General features: G+C 62.4%; 17 protein-coding genes. 7 read left to right on the top strand and 10 right to left on the bottom strand.

The features are described 5' to 3' along the window. Positions 1 to 14: 14 nt before the first annotated feature. Positions 15 to 386: a hypothetical protein gene (locus AC1Q61_RS22315; RefSeq protein WP_003945499.1), complete on the bottom strand. Its 372-nt coding sequence runs from the start codon at positions 384 to 386 to the stop codon at positions 15 to 17. A 2-nt stretch (positions 387 to 388) separates the two neighbouring features. Further along, a complete protein-coding gene (locus tag AC1Q61_RS22310; protein ID WP_003945847.1) occupies positions 389 to 1,549 on the bottom strand; it encodes a 3-ketosteroid-9-alpha-monooxygenase, oxygenase component in 1,161 nt (386 codons plus the stop codon). Between the two features lie 195 nt (positions 1,550 to 1,744). On the opposite strand from AC1Q61_RS22310, the gene hsaA reads away from it, so the two are divergent. The 4 genes from hsaA to hsaB are packed head-to-tail and all read left to right on the top strand — an operon-like array spanning position 1,745 to position 5,292. Next, positions 1,745 to 2,920: a 3-hydroxy-9,10-secoandrosta-1,3,5(10)-triene-9,17-dione monooxygenase oxygenase subunit gene (hsaA, locus tag AC1Q61_RS22305; RefSeq protein WP_039973406.1), complete on the top strand. Its 1,176-nt coding sequence runs from the start codon at positions 1,745 to 1,747 to the stop codon at positions 2,918 to 2,920. Positions 2,921 to 2,930: 10 nt separating this feature from the next. Then, positions 2,931 to 3,809 carry a 4,5:9,10-diseco-3-hydroxy-5,9,17-trioxoandrosta-1(10),2-diene-4-oate hydrolase gene (gene hsaD, locus AC1Q61_RS22300; RefSeq protein ID WP_003945808.1) on the top strand — a complete coding sequence of 293 codons (879 nt, stop codon included), beginning with the start codon at positions 2,931 to 2,933 and terminating at the stop codon, positions 3,807 to 3,809. Further along, on the top strand, positions 3,809 to 4,711 hold the full coding sequence (gene hsaC / locus AC1Q61_RS22295) for an iron-dependent extradiol dioxygenase HsaC (RefSeq protein ID WP_003945585.1): 903 nt from the start codon (positions 3,809 to 3,811) through the stop codon (positions 4,709 to 4,711). The genes hsaD and hsaC overlap by 1 nt, the downstream gene beginning before the upstream one ends. Next, on the top strand, positions 4,708 to 5,292 hold the full coding sequence (hsaB, locus tag AC1Q61_RS22290) for a 3-hydroxy-9,10-secoandrosta-1,3,5(10)-triene-9,17-dione monooxygenase reductase subunit (protein ID WP_003945677.1): 585 nt from the start codon (positions 4,708 to 4,710) through the stop codon (positions 5,290 to 5,292). The genes hsaC and hsaB overlap by 4 nt, the downstream gene beginning before the upstream one ends. Before the next feature lie 67 nt (positions 5,293 to 5,359). Here hsaB and AC1Q61_RS22285 read toward each other — a convergent pair whose 3' ends face one another. Together AC1Q61_RS22285 and AC1Q61_RS22280 are read right to left on the bottom strand one after the other, a co-directional pair. Further along, positions 5,360 to 6,184, bottom strand: coding sequence for an Abi-alpha family protein (locus tag AC1Q61_RS22285; RefSeq protein ID WP_003945623.1), 825 nt, complete (start codon positions 6,182 to 6,184; stop codon positions 5,360 to 5,362). Positions 6,185 to 6,186: 2 nt separating this feature from the next. Continuing rightward, a complete protein-coding gene (locus AC1Q61_RS22280; RefSeq protein WP_003945674.1) occupies positions 6,187 to 7,461 on the bottom strand; it encodes a DUF445 domain-containing protein in 1,275 nt (424 codons plus the stop codon). A 330-nt stretch (positions 7,462 to 7,791) separates the two neighbouring features. Here AC1Q61_RS22280 and thrS point away from each other — a divergent pair, with 330 nt between their 5' ends. Further along, on the top strand, positions 7,792 to 9,012 hold the full coding sequence (gene thrS / locus AC1Q61_RS22275; protein ID WP_215515646.1) for a threonine--tRNA ligase: 1,221 nt from the start codon (positions 7,792 to 7,794) through the stop codon (positions 9,010 to 9,012). Here the strand turns inward: thrS and AC1Q61_RS22270 are convergent. Next, positions 9,009 to 9,455 carry a MarR family winged helix-turn-helix transcriptional regulator gene (locus AC1Q61_RS22270; protein ID WP_003945852.1) on the bottom strand — a complete coding sequence of 149 codons (447 nt, stop codon included), beginning with the start codon at positions 9,453 to 9,455 and terminating at the stop codon, positions 9,009 to 9,011. The genes thrS and AC1Q61_RS22270 overlap by 4 nt on opposite strands. 143 nt (positions 9,456 to 9,598) lie before the next feature. Between AC1Q61_RS22270 and AC1Q61_RS22265 the strand changes: the two genes are divergently transcribed. Then, positions 9,599 to 10,795, top strand: a complete 1,197-nt coding sequence (locus tag AC1Q61_RS22265; RefSeq protein ID WP_054188054.1) for an MFS transporter — start codon at positions 9,599 to 9,601, stop codon at positions 10,793 to 10,795. 81 nt (positions 10,796 to 10,876) lie between these two features. Here the strand turns inward: AC1Q61_RS22265 and AC1Q61_RS22260 are convergent, their stop codons facing one another. The 3 genes from AC1Q61_RS22260 to AC1Q61_RS22250 all read right to left on the bottom strand — a co-directional run bounded on the left by AC1Q61_RS22260 (position 10,877) and on the right by AC1Q61_RS22250 (position 14,615). Continuing rightward, positions 10,877 to 12,934: a neutral/alkaline ceramidase gene (locus AC1Q61_RS22260; protein WP_209922157.1), complete on the bottom strand. Its 2,058-nt coding sequence runs from the start codon at positions 12,932 to 12,934 to the stop codon at positions 10,877 to 10,879. A gap of 95 nt (positions 12,935 to 13,029) precedes the next feature. Then, on the bottom strand, positions 13,030 to 13,758 hold the full coding sequence (locus AC1Q61_RS22255) for an acetoacetate decarboxylase family protein (RefSeq protein WP_042920495.1): 729 nt from the start codon (positions 13,756 to 13,758) through the stop codon (positions 13,030 to 13,032). Beyond that, complete coding sequence (locus AC1Q61_RS22250; RefSeq protein WP_064112429.1) at positions 13,755 to 14,615, bottom strand: SDR family oxidoreductase; 861 nt, start codon at positions 14,613 to 14,615, stop codon at positions 13,755 to 13,757. Before AC1Q61_RS22250 ends, AC1Q61_RS22255 begins: the two co-directional genes overlap by 4 nt. 139 nt (positions 14,616 to 14,754) lie before the next feature. Here AC1Q61_RS22250 and AC1Q61_RS22245 point away from each other — a divergent pair, with 139 nt between their 5' ends. Next, a complete protein-coding gene (locus AC1Q61_RS22245; protein ID WP_007734124.1) occupies positions 14,755 to 15,960 on the top strand; it encodes a cytochrome P450 in 1,206 nt (401 codons plus the stop codon). Here the strand turns inward: AC1Q61_RS22245 and AC1Q61_RS22240 are convergent. Continuing rightward, positions 15,949 to 16,383 carry a cupin domain-containing protein gene (locus AC1Q61_RS22240; RefSeq protein ID WP_003945598.1) on the bottom strand — a complete coding sequence of 145 codons (435 nt, stop codon included), beginning with the start codon at positions 16,381 to 16,383 and terminating at the stop codon, positions 15,949 to 15,951. The genes AC1Q61_RS22245 and AC1Q61_RS22240 overlap by 12 nt on opposite strands. Before the next feature lie 399 nt (positions 16,384 to 16,782). Then, positions 16,783 to 17,727 carry an alpha/beta hydrolase family protein gene (locus tag AC1Q61_RS22235; RefSeq protein WP_042920492.1) on the bottom strand — a complete coding sequence of 315 codons (945 nt, stop codon included), beginning with the start codon at positions 17,725 to 17,727 and terminating at the stop codon, positions 16,783 to 16,785. Positions 17,728 to 17,809: the final 82 nt, after the last annotated feature.

The raw sequence follows: 17,809 nt of genomic DNA, 5'->3' as shown, positions 1-17,809 counted from the left end.
TCTACACAATCAGGTCAGCTGACCTCGGGATCACGCACCGTGATGGTGCCGTCCCTAACCGCGTCGGCGATGCTGTCGTGCAGTTTCGGGCATCCGTCTTTCAATGCCGACGACTGCCCGGAAGCAATTGCCTCTTTGAAGGTGTGGCAACGCAGCGCCGGGTCGGAAGTCCACTGAACGCTGGTGTGTTTGTACGTGTTCTTGCGAACCAGTACGCACGCGCCGCATGCCTTGCAGTCGACTTCCTGCAGACCCGAGTCGAGGTATTCGTGCTTGTCCTCGATCGTCTGGGCCGCGATCGCCTCGAGCCGTTCCGTTTGCCCGGCAAAGTCCGGTGCCTTGGCCCAACGAGCCCACCGTGCGTCGGTTCCGATCGAGGCGCTCACGACTAGACCTCTGCTTCCTTCTTTGCCGCTTCTGCTGCAGCTTCCTTCTCGGCCTTCTGGCGTGCGAGGTTTTCCTCGACCTCGGCGTGCCAGGCTTCGTTTGCCTTGGTGGTGTCCACCTCGAACTCGAAGCGCTGCGTCATCTTCTCGGTGACGTCGGCCTTGTCCACGTAGAACTGCTCGTACCAGCGTCGTAGCTGGTAGACGGGGCCGTCTTCTTCGCAGAGAAGGGGATTCTCGATCTTGGTCTTGTTCTTCCAGATCGCGACGTCCTGCAGGAATCCCTCGCTGATGCCCTCGGTGAACTTGCCGGCCAACTTGTCGGCCATCTCGTCGGAGACACCCGTCGGCTTCTTCACCGTCACGCCCCACTGCAGCACGAACGAGTCCGGGCTGATCGGGTAGTGGCAGTTGATCAGAACACTCTCGACCTCGTATCCGCTGTAGCTGTTCCACAGGGGATTGACCATGTACGACGGTCCGTAATACGCAGCTTCGGAGCGAAGCAGCGTGTCGCCGCCGTACTGGGAGGCCATTCCGATGTCGGGACGGCCCGTGGTGTTGAGGTACTGAGTGGCGATCTCACCTTCGAAGACGTTCTTGAAGTACGTCGGGAAGGCGTAGTGGATGTAGTAGAAGTGCGCCATGTCGACCACGTTGTCGATGATCTCGCGGCAGTTGGACCCCTCGATGACCATGGAGTTCCAGGTCCAGTCGGTCCATTCGTCGCTGTACGCGCCCTCGATACGAGGAATCACGATCTCTTCGGGCGGCGGATTGCCCTCGGGGTCGTTCCAGACAAAGAGCTGACCGTTCTGCTCGAGGGTCGTCCACGCGCGGGTGCGTGCGAGCGGAGGCACGCGGCGGGCATAAGGAATGCCGGTGCACTTGCCGTTGCCGCCCCAGCGCCAGTCGTGGAAGGGGCAGGCGATGGAATCGCCCTTGACCTCGCCTTGTGTGAGGTCACCACCCATATGACGGCAGTATCCGTCGAGAACTTTGATGTCGCCCTTGCTGTCGGCGAACACCACGAGCTTCGTACCGAAAGCCTCGATCGCGTGCGGTTTGCCGTCCTTGAAGGTCTTCAGTAGACCCAGGCAGTGCCAACCGCGGGCGAAACGAGTTTGCACCGTTCCGACGTCGATCTCGCGAATCTGCGCCATTGTGACCTCACATCCCTTCTAGCTGTTAGTAGAACACGTTATAGAACTCGATCCGGTTCCGCCAGATTTTGGGGGCACTTGTTACAGCATTGCGGCCACAAACGGGACCTTTGTCAGCGTCTCGACAGAAAAGAGAACGTGTTCTAGTCTCAAGTGTAAGTAAACCAACCGATCGAGGAAGACGGGAGCGTCGAAGTGGGTAACCATGACAGCCACGAGGTGATGCAGAGGCTCGACGCACTACTGCCGGCACTGCGCGAGCGCGCACAGGAGACCGAGGATCTGCGCCGTATCCCCGACGAGTCCATCAAGGCTCTTCAGGAAACAGGCTTCTTCCGCTTGCTGCAGCCGAAGCAGTGGGGCGGATACGAAGCCGATCCGGTGCTGTTCTACTCCGCGGTCAAGAAGATCGCCAGCGCGTGTGGTTCCACAGGGTGGGTCTCCTCGATCATCGGGGTACACAACTGGCACCTCGCCCTCTTCTCTCAGCAGGCGCAGGAAGACGTGTGGGGCAACGACACTGACGTTCGCATCTCGTCCTCTTACGCCCCGATGGGTATGGGTGAAGTAGTCGAGGGCGGATACAAGGTCAACGGTGCGTGGGCGTGGTCTTCGGGTTGTGACCACGCCAGCTGGGCCGTTCTCGGTGGTCCGGTGTTCAAGGACGGCCGCGCAGTCGATTTCGTGAGCTACCTGATTCCTCGCGAGGACTACCAGATCGACGACGTGTGGAATGTGGTCGGTCTGCGTGGAACCGGCTCCAATACCGTTGTGGTCAAGGATGTTTTCGTTCCCAAGCATCGCGTTCTGAGCTTCCGGGCGATGAGCGAACTGACCGCCCCGGGCCTCGAGAACAACACCGCGCCGGTCTACAAGATGCCGTGGGGAACCATTCACCCCACGACGATCTCGGCACCGATCGTCGGAATGGCTTACGGAGCTTACGAAGCGCACGTCGAGCACCAGGGCAAGCGTGTGCGCGCTGCGTTCGCCGGCGAGAAGTCGAAGGACGATCCGTTTGCCAAGGTGCGCATCGCCGAGGCGTCCAGCGACATCGACGCCGCGTGGCGTCAGCTCTCCGGCAACGTCGCCGACGAGTACGCGTTGATCCTTGCGGGCGAAGAGGTTCCGATGGAACTGCGGCTGCGCGCTCGACGTGACCAGGTGCGCGCCACGGGCCGCGCGATCGCCTCGATCGACAAGCTCTTCGAGAACTCCGGCGCCACGGCGCTGCAGAACGGCACTCCTATCCAGCGTTTCTGGCGCGATGCTCACGCTGGTCGCGTCCACGCCGCCAACGATCCCGAACGCGCCTACGTCATGTTCGGAACCGGCGAATTCGGTCTGCCGATCACCGACACGATGGTCTAGAGGAGGCTCAGTGACAACCACCGAAGAAGCCCTCACCTACGAGTCCACTTCACGGTTCGCGCAAGTGCGCCCCGATCTGAAACTGCACTTCCACGAGGCGGGCGTCGGAAACGACAAGACCATCGTGCTGCTGCACGGCGGTGGCCCAGGCGCGTCGTCGTGGTCTAACTTCGCCCGCAACATTCCGGTGTTGGCGAAGAGCTTTCACGTCATCGCGGTCGATCAGCCCGGTTACGGGCAGTCCGACAAGCCGACGGAGCATCCGCAGTACTTCGTGCACAGTGCGTCGGCGCTCAACGATCTCCTGGACACGCTCGAGATCACCGGTCGCGTTGATCTGCTGGGCAATTCGCTCGGCGGTGGCGCTGCTGTTCGCTTTGCGCTCGACTACCCGGACCGTGCGGGTCGCCTCGTTCTGATGGGCCCCGGCGGTCTGAGTGTCAACCTGTTTGCGCCGGACCCCACCGAGGGCGTCAAGAACCTCGGAAAGTTCAGCTACCAGCCCACCCGAGAAAACCTCGAAGCATTCCTGCGGATCATGGTCTTCGATCAGAAGCTGATCACGCCGGAACTCGTCGACGAACGTTTTGCTGCCGCCAGCACTCCCGAGTCGCTGGCTGCGGCCAAGGCGATGGGTAAGTCCTTCTCCAGCGGTGACTTCGAGCTCGGCATGCTCTGGCGCGAGGCGTACAAGCTTCGTCAGCGTGTGTTGCTGATCTGGGGCCGTGAGGATCGGGTCAACCCTCTCGACGGCGCACTGGTCGCGCTCAAGATGATCCCGCGCGCGCAGCTCCACGTCTTCGGCGGTTGCGGTCACTGGGCGCAGCTCGAGAAGTTCGACGAATTCAACCGGCTCGCAACCGACTTCCTGCTCGACGGAGGTAAATGATGGGTATTCGATCTCTGGCGTACATGCGCATCGGGGCCACCGACATGGCTGCGTGGCGCGAATACGGACTCAAGATCCTCGGAATGATCGAGGGCAAGGGCGTCGACGCGGAATCGCTGTATCTGCGTATGGACGACTTCCCGGCGCGTCTTGTCATCGTTCCGAACGACACGGACCGTCTGCTCGTCTCGGGTTGGGAAACCGCGAATGCCGCTGAGCTGCAGGATATCCGTGACAGGTTGTCGGCAGCCGGTGTTCCGTTCAAGGAAGGCACGGCGGAGCAGCTCAAGGACCGTCGCGTCGTCGAGATGATCGCGTTCGAGGACACCTCGGGCAACTCCCTCGAGGTGTTCCACGGAGCTGCTCTCGAACACCGCCGGATCGTGAGCCCGTACGGGCACAGGTTCGTGACGGGCGAGCAGGGCCTCGGCCACGTCGTGCTCACCACCGATGACGACGATGCTTCGCTGCGGTTCTACCGCGACGTACTCGGATTCAAGCTTCGCGACTCGATGCGTCTGCCTCCGCAGATGGTCGGCCGGCCCGCGGACGGCGACCCGGCGTGGCTGAGGTTCCTCGGCTGCAACCCGCGTCACCACAGCTTGGCGTTCCTGCCGTTGCCCAACCCGACGGGCATCGTGCACCTGATGCTCGAAGTGGAGAACTCCGACGACGTCGGACTGTGCCTCGACCGGGCACTGCGCAAGAAGGTCAAGATGTCGGCGACTCTCGGTCGCCACGTCAACGACGAGATGCTCTCGTTCTACATGAAGACTCCAGGCGGGTTCGACATCGAATTCGGTTGTGAGGGGCTAGAGGTCGAGGACGAAAACTGGATCGCGAGGGAAAGCACGGCCGTGAGCCTGTGGGGTCACGACTTCACGGTGGGAATGAAGCCGTGAGTTCGCCCGACGCGTCGGTGAGTGCGGAGCAGGCGATCGATCCACGCCAGTTCCGCACGGTTCTCGGGCAATTCTGCACGGGTATCACCATCATCACGACAGTCGACGACGGTGAGCCTGTCGGGTTCGCATGTCAGTCTTTCGCGGCCCTGTCACTCGACCCGCCTTTGGTGTTGTTCTGCCCCACCAAGGGTTCTCGGTCGTGGGCGGCAATCGAGCGGACCGGTAAGTTCGCCGTCAACGTGTTGGCGGAGGAACAGCAGGCGGTGTGTGCTCGTTTCGGGTCACGTGAGCCGGACAAGTTCGCCGGCATCGATTGGACGCCATCGCCTCTGGGCTCGCCGATCATCGACAAGTCCCTTGCACACATCGACTGCACGGTGGAAACCGTCCACGACGGCGGCGATCACTACGTCGTCTTCGGTCGGGTTTCGTCGATGAGTGAGATCAAGACCGAACGCCCGCTGCTCTTCTATCGCGGGCAGTACACGGGCATCGAGCCGGACAAGACTGTTCCGGCTACCTGGCGTGACGATCTGGAAGCGTTCCTGACGACCACGACAGAAGATACCTGGCTGTAGGGGGCAAGCCCCCTGTGCGCCTTTTTGGTAGCGGTAACTACCAAAAAGGCGCACAGGGCCGGAGGCCCTACAGAGAAAAACAGGTATGACAGAAGTCGTCACCGAACGGCGTCAACAGGATGCTACGACGCACTATCTTGTTCGATCGCCCGGCGCGCTTGACCGCCTCGATCACCGACGGCTGCACCTCGACCACCTGGTACCGGTCGGCCTCGACGGGCTCGCGTGAGAACGCCACCAAACCGAGCCGATGCAGGTTGTTCAGGTAGGCGCTGATGCGGTCCAGATGTCGACATCCCGCCAGTTCTCCGATCATCGACAGACCCTCGTCGATCATCTCCGAGCCGACTCCGAACGGCCGCGCCGTGCGCACGTCGACGCTCGGTTGTGCGCCGGAGGTGGCCAGCAACCGAAGAATTCGAGCTTCGTCTGGTGCGATCTCGTCGAGGATCCGGTCGTAAGCCGGGTGCAGATCGTCGCGATCGGTCACGTCCGCGGAACGATCCAGCAACCTGTCGCCACGTGCCCGCAGCGCCGCGAGAGTGGCCTCCACGCTCTGCTTGCGATTGGTACGAGTTGCCATTGCTGCCCGTAGGTTCTCGGTCCGCGAGCCGTCTCCGTTGGAGTTCTCGGCCCGACGTTCGGATTGAACATTGGCCGATTCAGCGGCCTCTGCCGCGGCTTCGGCGGCAGCCTGAACGATCTGCCGCGTCGCCTCCTTCGCCGTTCCGAAAGCCCACCCTGTCAGCTTGATCGACGTGAGCGTCGTCGTGGCGGTCAGCCCGACGAGGCTACGGATCAGACGCTTTTCGACGGATTCGACCGGCGTGATGTCCGCAGCCCAGTCGTACGATTCCGCTTCGACGATCATGCGATGGTCGTGCTCACTCATGCTCATACTCCGAATATTGCGAGGTGTAGGAAACCGGCAAACGAGCCCAGCACGGCCCCGTGTACGAACAACAGCCACTCGTCCTGCTTGACGGCTGAGCGTAGTAGTTCGCTGAAATCTTCCGGTGAAAGGATGCTCATGCGTTCGGTGACGAAGACACGAATCTTCTCCGACTGGTTCTCGGCGAACTCCGCGTCCTCGAAGACCCTTGGGTACAGGTCGAGCACTTCGGTGGTGGCCAGTCCGGGCAGACGCTTGTAGCTCTGCGAACCGACGGTCATCTTGACCACCGACTTTGCCCAGCCGGCTGCGTCGTCGACGGATTCGCGCAGTACCTGATCGAGCATCCGCCGCGTTCGGTCCGAGCGGGGACCTTCGAGGAGTTCGGTGCCGATGTTCTCGAGCGTCACGACGTGATCGGCGAGGGTTTTTGCGTACCCGGCGATGATCTCGGTGCGTCGCTTCAGGAAGAGCCCCTGCCTCCACGGCACCCAACGGTTGGGGGTGATCGGCTCGAAGATCATGGTGATGCCGAGGTAGTTCACGATGTATCCGATGATCACACCGCCGATGGGAAGCACCCACCACTGCGGAACCAGATGGAGGATTCCGACGAGCACGAAGCCCATCGGGAACCCGAAGTAGAAGCCGAAGTTCTGCATGAACCTGAGCTCTTTGTTGCCCATCGTGCGGAAGATGTCGTTGAGCAGTTTGGGGTGCGAGGAGAGGTAGCGGATCACCATCAGCTTCGCGTCGATGAACTCGTCGATGTCCTCTTCGATGCGGTCGGTGATCATGCGCACGCTGGCCGGCAGATCGTCCTCCACCTTGCGGAAGACGGCCTCCTTCACCGACGTCGGAAGGTTGTGCCAGAGCTGAGGATTCTCGGCCGTCATGATTCTGGTGACCACGCCGCGCACTTCACTGCGAGAAATGTTCACCAAGTGCTCGGCGATGCTGTCCGGGTCCAGGACGCGATAGAAGTCGGCGATGCTGCCGACTTTCGCGAGGGATTTGTCGACGGCGATCGACGCCATCTTCTCCGCCCGCGAGGGGACGATGCCTTGCCAACCGAATCTGCCGTCGCTGGTGATCGCGGGGATCACCTGAACGCGCCGGGGGAGGAACGGGAAGAGCAGTTTGAGTCCGGGCACTTTGATCCCGTGGAAGTTGATCGGCGCAAAAAGCATCAGGACGCCCGACCAATTGGTGATGTACCCGATGATTCCCGTGAACAAAGGAATGGTGATCAACTGTTCGAGCAAGTGGTCCGGCACCGTCGCACATCCTCCTCATATCCGAGAACCTCACGTTCGGACATGATTGCCGAAACTTCGCTCTTCGTGGGTGTTTCGTTGGCTACTGCTGCGCCTTCCCAGTTGCGTCAGCATAGAGGCCCGACAATTCGGGCTGTAGGTGGGTAGGAAGTTGATGTAACCTCACGTACATGGTCAGTATTGCGCACAACACGACGACGCCGGTTCTCTTCCGGCGCATCGTTTAGCAACTGCTGACCGAACCCTTTCAGCCCCGGGAGTTATCGCCCCGGGGCTCTCCTGTTTCGTCGCTCCGTGTGCGTCTCCCCTTGAACGATTTGGAGACCTCTCATGAGCGTTGACCACCGCCAACTCGGGCGCGACCTGGAGTTTTTCGCCACCACCCCCATAGTCGGGGCCGGCCTCCCACTCTGGTTACCGGACGGCGCGATCATCAGGAACGAACTCGAAAAGTTCGCCGCCGAACAAGCAGCGCGCTCCGGTTGTCGGGGTGTCTATACCCCGGTTATGGCGAAGAAAGAGTTGTACGAGAGATCTGGTCATTGGTCCAAGTTCTCGGACGACATGTTCCCCGAAATGAAGATAGGCGGAGAGTCATTTCTCCTTCGTCCAGCTAACTGTCCTCATCACGCTCAGGTATTCGCCGCTCGCGGTCGTAGTTATCGCGAGCTACCTTTCCGCGTTCGTGAACTCGGCTCGATGTTCCGTAGCGAACTCTCCGGTGTTCTCAGCGGATTGAGTCGAGTCCGACAGATCAATCTCGACGATGCACATGTCTTCTGTAGTCGTGAACAAGTGCAAGCGGAAGTGATCGTCGCGCTCGATGCGATCGAGCGCTGCTACTCGACTCTGGGGATTGCCGAACGGAAGTACCGCCTCTCGATCAGAGGGGGAGAGGGGCAGTACCTCGGCACCGACGAGCAGTGGGCGGACGCCGAGGATCACCTTCGCGGGGCGCTGAATGCACGCTCGATCGAGTACGTGGAAGCGAAGGGGGAGGCAGCGTTCTACGGTCCCAAGATCGACGTCCAGGTGCGAGACGCGCACGGCCGCGAGGAAACACTCTCGACCGTGCAACTCGACTTCAATCAACCGGAGCGGTTCGACCTCGAGTACACCGCTGAGGACGGATCCAAGGTTCGCCCCGTCATGATCCATCGGGGCTTGCTCGGGTCGATGGAACGCATGACTGCGCTTTTGATCGAAAGGTTCGAAGGGCGGATGCCGCCGTGGCTGGCACCCAACCAAGTCTCGATTCTGCCCGTCGGCGACCGGCACCAGGTTGAGGCCGAGCGTTTGCGGGCCGATCTCGAGGCTCGCGATGCTCGAGTGGCGATCGCGCCTGACGGATCGTTGGGACGTCGCATCCGCGAGGCACGCACTCACCGTGACCCGTACATCGCGGTGATCGGGGACAACGAGGTGCACGGCGGCACCGTCGACGTTCTGGTCCCCGCGCGTGGTGGGCGGGTGGTCGTCGATGCGAGTGTGTTTGTCGCTCAGGTGGTCTCGGGCATCAAAGAGCGTGCCCTGCTTCCGGCAGACTTCTAGCCGACGGGAAGCTCGTGGAGGGCGCGCACCAGTGGCGCGAGTTCGGGTGTCTTGCATGCCTCGTCGAGCGCCGCCTCGAGGGTGGCGTCGTGCGTCGGCCGTGCGCTTTCGAGAAGCTCGCGGCCGGCCGGCGTCAGTTCGGTGTAGATGCCTCGACGGTCGTCGGCGCACAGGATGCGCGTCAATAGTCCTCGATCTTCGAGTCGATTGACCAAGCGCGTCGTGGCGCTGCTGCTCAGTGCGGCAGCGCGAGCCAACTGAGCCATCCGCATGTGCCAGCCGTCCTGGCGGCTCAACGCGTCGAGGACGGTGTATTCGACGACGGATAGTTTGTGCTCACGCTGGAGCGCGCGTTCCAGTTCGGTGTCGAGGGCGCCGTGCAGTGCTGCGAGCGTGCGCCACCCTTGCGAACGGATTTCGACGGCGTCGTCGGCGATCCCCATGTGATTCTCCTTGTCCGTTTCCTGCGACTCCAGGTTACCAGCTTGCGCATGTAGCGCGCGCGTGCAACTATTTATAGCGCGCCTGCAACTAATGCACACGCCCGCTAACGGCTTACGCGTAAATCTGTGAAAGGAACATCGAGATGCCATTGGGTCTCATTGCCCTCGCTATGGGCGGGTTCGGGATCGGCCTCACCGAATTTGTCATCATGGGCCTCCTGCCCGAGGTCTCGGCTGATTTCGAGGTCACCGAGTCCGTCGCGGGCTACCTGATCTCGGGCTACGCACTGTCGGTGGCGATCGGCGCGATCCTCCTGACCGCTGCCGTCACCCGCTTCGAGCGCAAGAAGGTCCTTCTCTCGCTCATGGTGCTGTTCATCATCGGCAACCTGATGTCCGCGCTCGCTCCCTCCTACGAGGTCATGATGGGCGGACGCATCGTCGCGGCGCTGTGCCACGGTGCGTTCTTCGGAATCGGCTCGGTGGTTGCCGCCGACATGGTCGCGCCCAACAAGCGCGCCGGCGCCATCGCGATGATGTTCGCGGGCCTGACCATCGCCAACGTTCTCGGCGTTCCGTTCGGCACGCTGCTGGGCCAGCAACTCGGATGGCGCTCGACGTTCTGGGCCATCACCGTCATCGGCGTCATCGCCCTGATCGGAATTGCAGCACTCGTCCCGACGACGCCCGCCAGCACGACCGGTGGCGGATTGCGCGGAGAGTTGGGGGCATTCCGCAACAAGCAGGTATGGCTCTCGATCGCCATCACCATCCTCGGCTACGGCGGAATGTTCGGAGCCTTCACCTACATCGCCTTCACCCTCACCGAGGTCACCGGCTTCGCGACGTCCAGCGTTCCGTGGCTGCTCATCCTCTTCGGCTCGGGCCTGTTCGTCGGTAACTTCCTCGGCGCCAAGGCGGCCGACCGTTCGCTCACGAAGGCGCTGGTCTGGATTCTCGCGATCCTGACCGTCGTTCTGATCGTGTTCGCCGCCACCGCGGAGAGCAAGGTCATGACAGTGATCTCACTGTTCTTCATGGGCGCCTTCGGTTTTGCGACGGTACCCGGGTTGCAGATGCGGATCATGAACTACGCGTCGGCAGCACCGACCATGGCATCGGGTGCCAACATCGCCGCCTTCAACGTCGGCAACGCACTCGGGGCATGGCTGGGCGGAATCACCATCGCCGCGGGACTCGGCTTCACCTCCCCGATCTGGATGGGAGCGGCAGTCACTGTCGCCGGTCTGCTGGTCTTGCTCGTCGCGGCGAAGATCGACCGCCCGGCAGCGTCAGAGCCGTCGACGCCGACCACCTCGCTGCACCCGACCGCCGCCTGAACCTGTCCATTGCGCTCTGACCCCATCGCGTGAACGTATCGCTCCCCTTGTCCAACAAGGGGAGCGATACGTTCACGCGGGTCAGGTGAGGCGGAATTCGGCGGTCACCCCGGAGAAAGGCGTGATCGCGCCGCTACCCCGAGCCTTCGACGCACCGAAGTGTTGGACTCGATACGTACCCGCCGGAGTATCGGCCGGAACATCCCACGTGATGCGCACGACGGAACCGTTGCTCCCGACCCGGCGCCAGTGCAGTTTGGTGGACCAGTCGTTGTCGTCGGCGACCCGTGTCCAGGATCCGCCGGTATTGCGCTGGATCTCGTAGAAGGTCCCGTTTCGGTGAGTGTCGTTCTTGGGGTGGCCGGTGACGAACTCGACGGCAACCTGCGCACCCGGTGAGCTGTCGCCGGGCTGGACGGTCGCATCGCCGAATTGTGTTCCCGGCAAGGGCTCGTCGAAGTCGACGCCAGGTCCGAAGCTGGGTTGGAACCCGGACAGGTCGGCCGGAGCGGGGCCGCGAGGAGGTTCGGTGCCGTCGCGCATCGCGGCTGCAAGGGCGGCATACCCCTGCTGATAGGCCGGCAGTGTGTAACGACCGAACATCGTCGAACCGCCCTCGTACTGCTGCGAATCGTATTCCTGTGGTGTGGTGCAGTAGCTCGAGTACGAGTTCGCGTATCCCTGGAAGATGACGTTCTCGAGCGGAATTCCAAGCTCCTCGGCGACGGTTCGACGCACTCGTAATCCGGAGACGATGGTGAATTCCGCAGGGCCACCGACGATGTAGAACTGACCGATCCGCAGGATCTGGATCTTGAGTACGTTCGGCACCCATCCTCCCGGTGGCAGCAGGCCGACCGGAACGACTACGAGTTTGGGCGCCTGTGCATCCTGAAGCCATTGAGGCACAGGAGCATCCATACCGCCCAGGGCGTCGATCATGGGGTTTCGGGTGCCCTCGGGGAAGATCGGGATTGCCGGTCCGTCCTCGACGCTTCCGGCGCTCATTGCCGCGCCGATCGCGGCCGGAGCGGTGCGGTGCTCGCGTCCGTCGGGGGTGAATCTTCCGCTCACCACCTGATTTGCCATGTCCAGGTACATGATCCGACTGTCGACGCCACCGGTGACGGTGTCGGACGCCGCGTCGAAGGCAGTTCGAGCTGCCGCTACCTGGCGCAGCCCGATGATGCGTGCGTTCTCGAATTCGTCTTCGGTCGGTCCGCGTCCGGGCTCGAGGAAGAGGTTGGGTGACATGTCGCCGCTGTTGGTCTGCGGAAACGCAGCAATGAAGCTGGTGTCGCCGTCGAGGTAGCGCACGCCCTGGTCGTCGTGCTCCCAGAAGTACGCCGCGGCGCCCTTGTTGTCCCCGGAGATGAGATGGTTCTCGTTCGTAAGCGAGGCGCAGTGGGTGGCGAACCAGTTGATCGCTCCGATGTCCTTGCTGCCCCGACTGATACGCATGACACGCATGTGGTGGTCGTTGCCACCGGGGTAGTAGGCCTTGTCCTCTTCGGGGTTGAGGTCGAACGCCACTCGCGATCGGTTGACGCTGGCGTCGGTGAGATCGGACCGCCCGAAACGGACCGTGCCTGGCGCCAGGTTCTCGTGCGCAGCGCTGATCGCCTCGACCATGCCGTTGACCTCGGCTTCGAACACCTGCAGTTCGAAGCCGAGAACTGCGAGGTTGTACGCGTAGTTGTGCGAGGCCCCACCACATGCCGCGTGTGAATGGATGGCCGTCAACATGACGTTGCGTTCGGTGTAGATGTCACCGAACCTCCCGGCCAGTCGGCGCAGGACCTCGTCGTGAACGGACTGGAAGATCATGCAGTTGTCGACGCACACGTAGGCGACCCGCGACCCGCCGGACTCGAAGATGAAGGCGCGTGCGCGCATTCGCTGGTGCAGGCCTTCGGCGCGTTGATCGAAGCTCGAGTAGCCCATCATGCCGACTTCGGCGACCGGTCCGGTCACGTCGGAAATTCCGACGCCCACCTGCAGTGACGCCGACGACTTGTCGGTGCGTGCGGGTGAAACGGTGCGTGCCGGCGAAGCTGCGACGGCCTGGTTCGTCGACAGAGCGGCGAGCGCAGGTGCGGCGGCAGCGCCTGCCAGTACGGTGCGTCGGGTGATCTGCACGAGTGTCCTTTCGGGCGGTCTGACGCGAGTTGGTCAACCGTCCAGGAGTGTAGCCCGAGTCACACGTGACCGAAAGGGGTGCCGTCGGCCGACACTCAGATTGTTGTGGCCTCCCCGAACGTCATCGCCAGGTTCTTGATGGTCGTGGTCATCAGGGCCCGGCGGGGGAGTCCCAGTTTCCGAAGCTCCGCCGCCATCGGGTGACTGCCCAGTTGAACCTCGGCTCCACCAGGGCGCGATTTGACGCCGGTCGGTGCCATGTCCCACGACGTGCACCTGGTGGCGCCGTCGAGATGTGAGTACGCGGCCAACGACATGTTGGCTCCGCCGCCCGGCACGCTGACGCCGGATTTCACACTCAACTGTGTGATGAGTTTGCCGTCGCGCGAGACCGATCCGCGCTTGACCGAGCCGACGTGCTCGGTGTCGAACTCGGCGAGCACCTTCGGGAATCCCCAGATTTCCCGGCCGGCGGCCTTGGTGAACTCGCCGTCCACCGGCAACTCGTGAATGAGTGCCCCTGCAGTTCCGGCAGCGAGCGAACGTAGATCTCCCAGCACCGAGGTTTCGGGAGGCGCAGTGTGGCTGCGCACCATGTACGTCACTCCGAATTCGTTGTACGGCCCCAGATCCCCGTCGATGTAGTCGACAAAAACCAGGCCGCACAGCGCCCGGCCGGGGCGGTACTGGAGCACGGTCAAGCCGGTGTAGTCGATGATCGACTGCGCGGTTGTGCTCGGTACCGAGTACAACGCCATGAAGGCCGACGCGGTGCGAACTTCGACGGGCATCTCGACCCTCTTGCCCAGAATCGTGTAGCTCATGGCGCTACCACCCCACGGAGTCCGTCGGAGCCGTAGACGGGTTCGAGCATCGAGCGGAAATCCGGTCCGCGGCGCAGCATTTGGCCTCCGTCGACGTTGATGATCTGCCCGGTGATCCAGGTGGATTGCGGTCCGAGTAGGAAAGAAGCGAGTCCGGCGACGTCCTCGACCTCGCCGACGCGTTCGAGCGGCGTGTTGGCCAGGTAGTCGTCCAGGATGGGGCCACCGTCGGTGATGAGCGCGACCAGATCCGTTCGGGTCAGACCCGGCCGGATCGCATTGACACGAATGTTGCTGGCGCCCAGTTCGTCTGCCGCCAATTGCACCAGGTGGTCGACGCCGGACTTCGAGACGCCGTACGCGCCGAACCAGCGATGTGTGTTGCTGCTGGCGATCGACGAGATCGCGACGATGGATCCACCGCCTCCTGCCACCAGTGCCCGCGCGCCGTGCTTGATCGTCAGCATGGTCCCCGTGACGTTGAGGTCGACGGTGCGGCGCCAGGCGTCGACGTCGAGTTGCGTGACCGGTGCGATGGTTTCGTTCCCGCCGGCGCAGGCCACGACTCCGTCGAGCTTTCCGGTGACGGACACCGCCGCGGCGACGGCGGCGACGACGTCTGTCTCGATCGTGACGTCGGCGGGGGAGACGCTGACCGATCCTTCCGGACTCGACTGCCGGATCGATTCGGCGGCAGCATCGAGTTTCTCCTTGTTGCGTCCGCAGATCGTGACGTGAGCGCCGGACCCAACCAGCGAACGAGCGATGCCCAGGCCGATGCCACTACCGCCGCCGGTCACCAGTATCGATGTGCCGGTGAAAGTGGGTATGCCCGCTGAGGCGGTGTCGTCGTCCATGCGTGTCTCCTGGTCGTTGCTCCGGCGGGCTCGCGTGCTGCTTCTGGAGGTTTTCCGGTCCGGCTTCGGTGAAAACGCCCCACGCTATATAGGAACAGGTTCTACTTATTGAGGCAAGGGTTGTGCGAGAGGTGGAGTGATGGCTACCAGACCGACCTTCGATTTGATCGACGGACGCTTCTACAGCGGAGACCTCGGGAATGTGCGCGACGCATACGCCTGGATGCGTGATCACGAGCCCGTGTACCGAGACGACGCCAACGGAATCACCGCGGCCGCGAGTTACGACGCCGTCGTCGCAGCCGAGCGGGATCCCGAACTGTTCTCCAACGCCGGTGGCATTCGCCCCGAAACCGGTCCATTGCCGCAGATGATCGACATGGACGACCCGCAGCACCTCACACGTCGACGCTTGGTCAATGCGGGTTTCACACGTAAGAAGGTCGAAGCCAAGGCCGGCCGTATCCGGGAGATCTGCGATCAACTGATCGACGCCGTCTGTGAGAAAGGAGAAGCCGACTTCGTCGCAGACCTGGCGGCACCGCTGCCGATGGCCGTCATCGGCGACATGTTGGGTGTCCGTCCGGAGGAACGCGCGTTGTTTCTGCGGTGGTCGGACGATCTGGTGAAGGCATTGGGAAGCAACGCTTCCCAGGATCAACTGCAGGCCATGATGGTTGCGTACGTCGATTTCACCGCGTACATGATGCGAACCATCGCCGAGCGGAGGAGCGACCCGGCCGACGATTTGGTGAGCACGTTGATTCACAGTGCGGTCGACGGCGAAGCCCTCTCCGATCAGGAAATCGTCAACGAATCCCTGCTGATCCTGATCGGCGGTGACGAGACCACACGGCACGTGCTCAGCGGCGGCATGGAACAGCTACTGCGCCATCCGGACCAGCGCCGGGAGCTAGTCGACGATCCCGATGCCATTCCCTTGGCAATGGAGGAGATGCTGCGGTGGTCCTCGCCGATCAAGAACATGGCTCGAACCCTGACCCGTGACACCGATTTCTTCGGCGCGCAGCTGAAGGCAGGTGAGAAGATGCTGCTGCTCTTCGAATCGGCAAATTTCGACGAGTCCGTGTTCCTGAACGCCGAACGGTTCGATGTCGGCCGCACACCGAATCCGCACGTGGCCTTCGGCTTCGGAACTCATTTCTGTCTGGGCAATCAGCTGGCCAGGTTGGAGGGACGGATCATGTTCGAGCAACTCTTCGCCAGGCTGCCGGACATGGAACTTGCCACCGACGCGCCGTTGCAGCGGCGTGCGGCCAACTTCGTGTCCGGGCTCGAATCGATGCCGGTGCGGTTTAACTCTTCTGCCCCGTCAGCCGGGTAGTTGGCAGTTAGGAGGCGCAGCATCTTCGGAGAGGGGGCTGCCCGCCGGATTGACGTAGACGACCTCGAGCACCAATGGTGTTGTCTGCGAGTTGTTTCCGATGTGCACATGATCTGAACCGCTCGGTTCGATCAAAGTATTTCCGGCGCTGTAGATCCCGTCGACGGAGCAATCGGATCGGTAGTGGCTCAACGTGCCCTGCGCGATCAGCGCGTAGAGCGTCCCGTCGTGGAAGTGCCAACCGGTGGAACCGCCGGGGTCGATGGTGATCTGGCGCAGGATGTAGTCCTTGCCGTCGAAAGTCACCTGCCCGAGGATTTCACCGTGTACTCCAGTGCTCGGTGTTGCCGACGCATTGATCGGCGTCAGCGACAATCCGATCGCTGCGGACACTGCAAGCAGAACCTGATGGCGTTTACGCATGAGCGGCCCTCCCAGACGGATGTGCTCCTGAGTGTCCTCCGTCGATGCCTGGTTTATCCCAGTTTTCGAGGATCCAGCACTGCGAAGGCAGAGGTATGCCCTTGAGAGGCGGTTACGCTCGTGCCGTGCAGCAAGTCGCGACGAGGCGCCGGAGCCAGCCGCCGCCTGCGCGCTTCATGTTCGAGGCATTGATCGATCCGTACCGCCAGCCCGACCCGACGCCGTCATCCGATTCGACATCGAGCCGGTCGGAAACAGCACGATGCTGCGTTGGACGCTCTTCTTGGACGATCCGATACCGCCCGAGGCAGAGGTTGTCAGCATGCGAAAGCGGCTCAACACCTTGATAAATGCGAATCTCAGGTTCAACTTCGGCCAATAAGTTGGATCACTGCCGCATTACTTGGTGTCGACTCGGCCGATCGGGTCGGCGTTGTCGCTGAATGCGGCCCGGGCCGCTGGCCAGCTGGTCTCATCGATGCGCAACGCGGTCCGAAGGTAGGCAGTACTCATCCGTTGGATGGCGGCGACCCGCTCTGGGTTCTCGTCAGTGGTCTCGGCGACTTCGTATCCGACGATTCCACCGAGTGCGTGCTCGGCACCGTAGAAGGTCAGGAGGTCGGTGGCTCCGGGGCTGTGCGTGTAGGCGTCGGTGAACCAGTCAGGTCCGCGGCTGGACATCTTGGACTGGTCGTGGTCGCCCGCGACGACGAGTGTCGGCGTCGTCAGTTCCTGGAACGAGGGGCGCATGAACGGGAAGTTCGCCTGCGCGAACGGATGCAGGTTCTCGCCGCCGAGACCGGTTGCTGCGAACAGGATTCCCGCGGTGACGCGACTGTCGGACATGTCCTGGCCGACCTGGCCGGCCTCGTCGAAGATCCTTGCTCCGAGGAGCGACTGAGCGGTTTGCCCGCCCCAGGAGTGACCAGTGGCGGCAACTCGACTGCGGTCGATGCGGCCGGCAAGCCCGGGCACGGCAAATTCGATGGTGTCGAGCTGATCAAGGATGCGTGTGAGATCCGCGATTCTCTCGGTCCAGATCGTCGGGAAAACCGGGTGGTCGAACCCGAAACCGTTCCGGCGCGAGTCCAGATGTGTCGGCTGGATCACCACGAATCCGTGGGATGCCCAGAATGCCGTGAGTGGCGAGTATCCATCGAGGTTCCAGCCGTTGCCGTGGGAGAACACCACAACGGGGAGGTTCGTGCCTGCTGCCGGAGCAGACACACGTACTTCCAGCGGGACAGGTCGATCGGGGGCGAACAACTCGACGGGGGCAACGGAGACGACCGGGGTGCCGGCGCCGATGATGCCGTTAAGAGTGTCGATCATTGATGAGGTCATGGCAAGTTCCTTGCTGAGGCTGCACCCTGCGATACTGTTTATCGGAGCGTCGCTCCGCAACATTACGGAGCGTTGTTCCGTA

Source organism: Rhodococcus sp. MPR-R1B (assembly GCF_058793255.1).
Note: the sequence above shows the minus strand (reverse complement) of the source record. Positions and strands in the feature narration are given on the sequence as shown.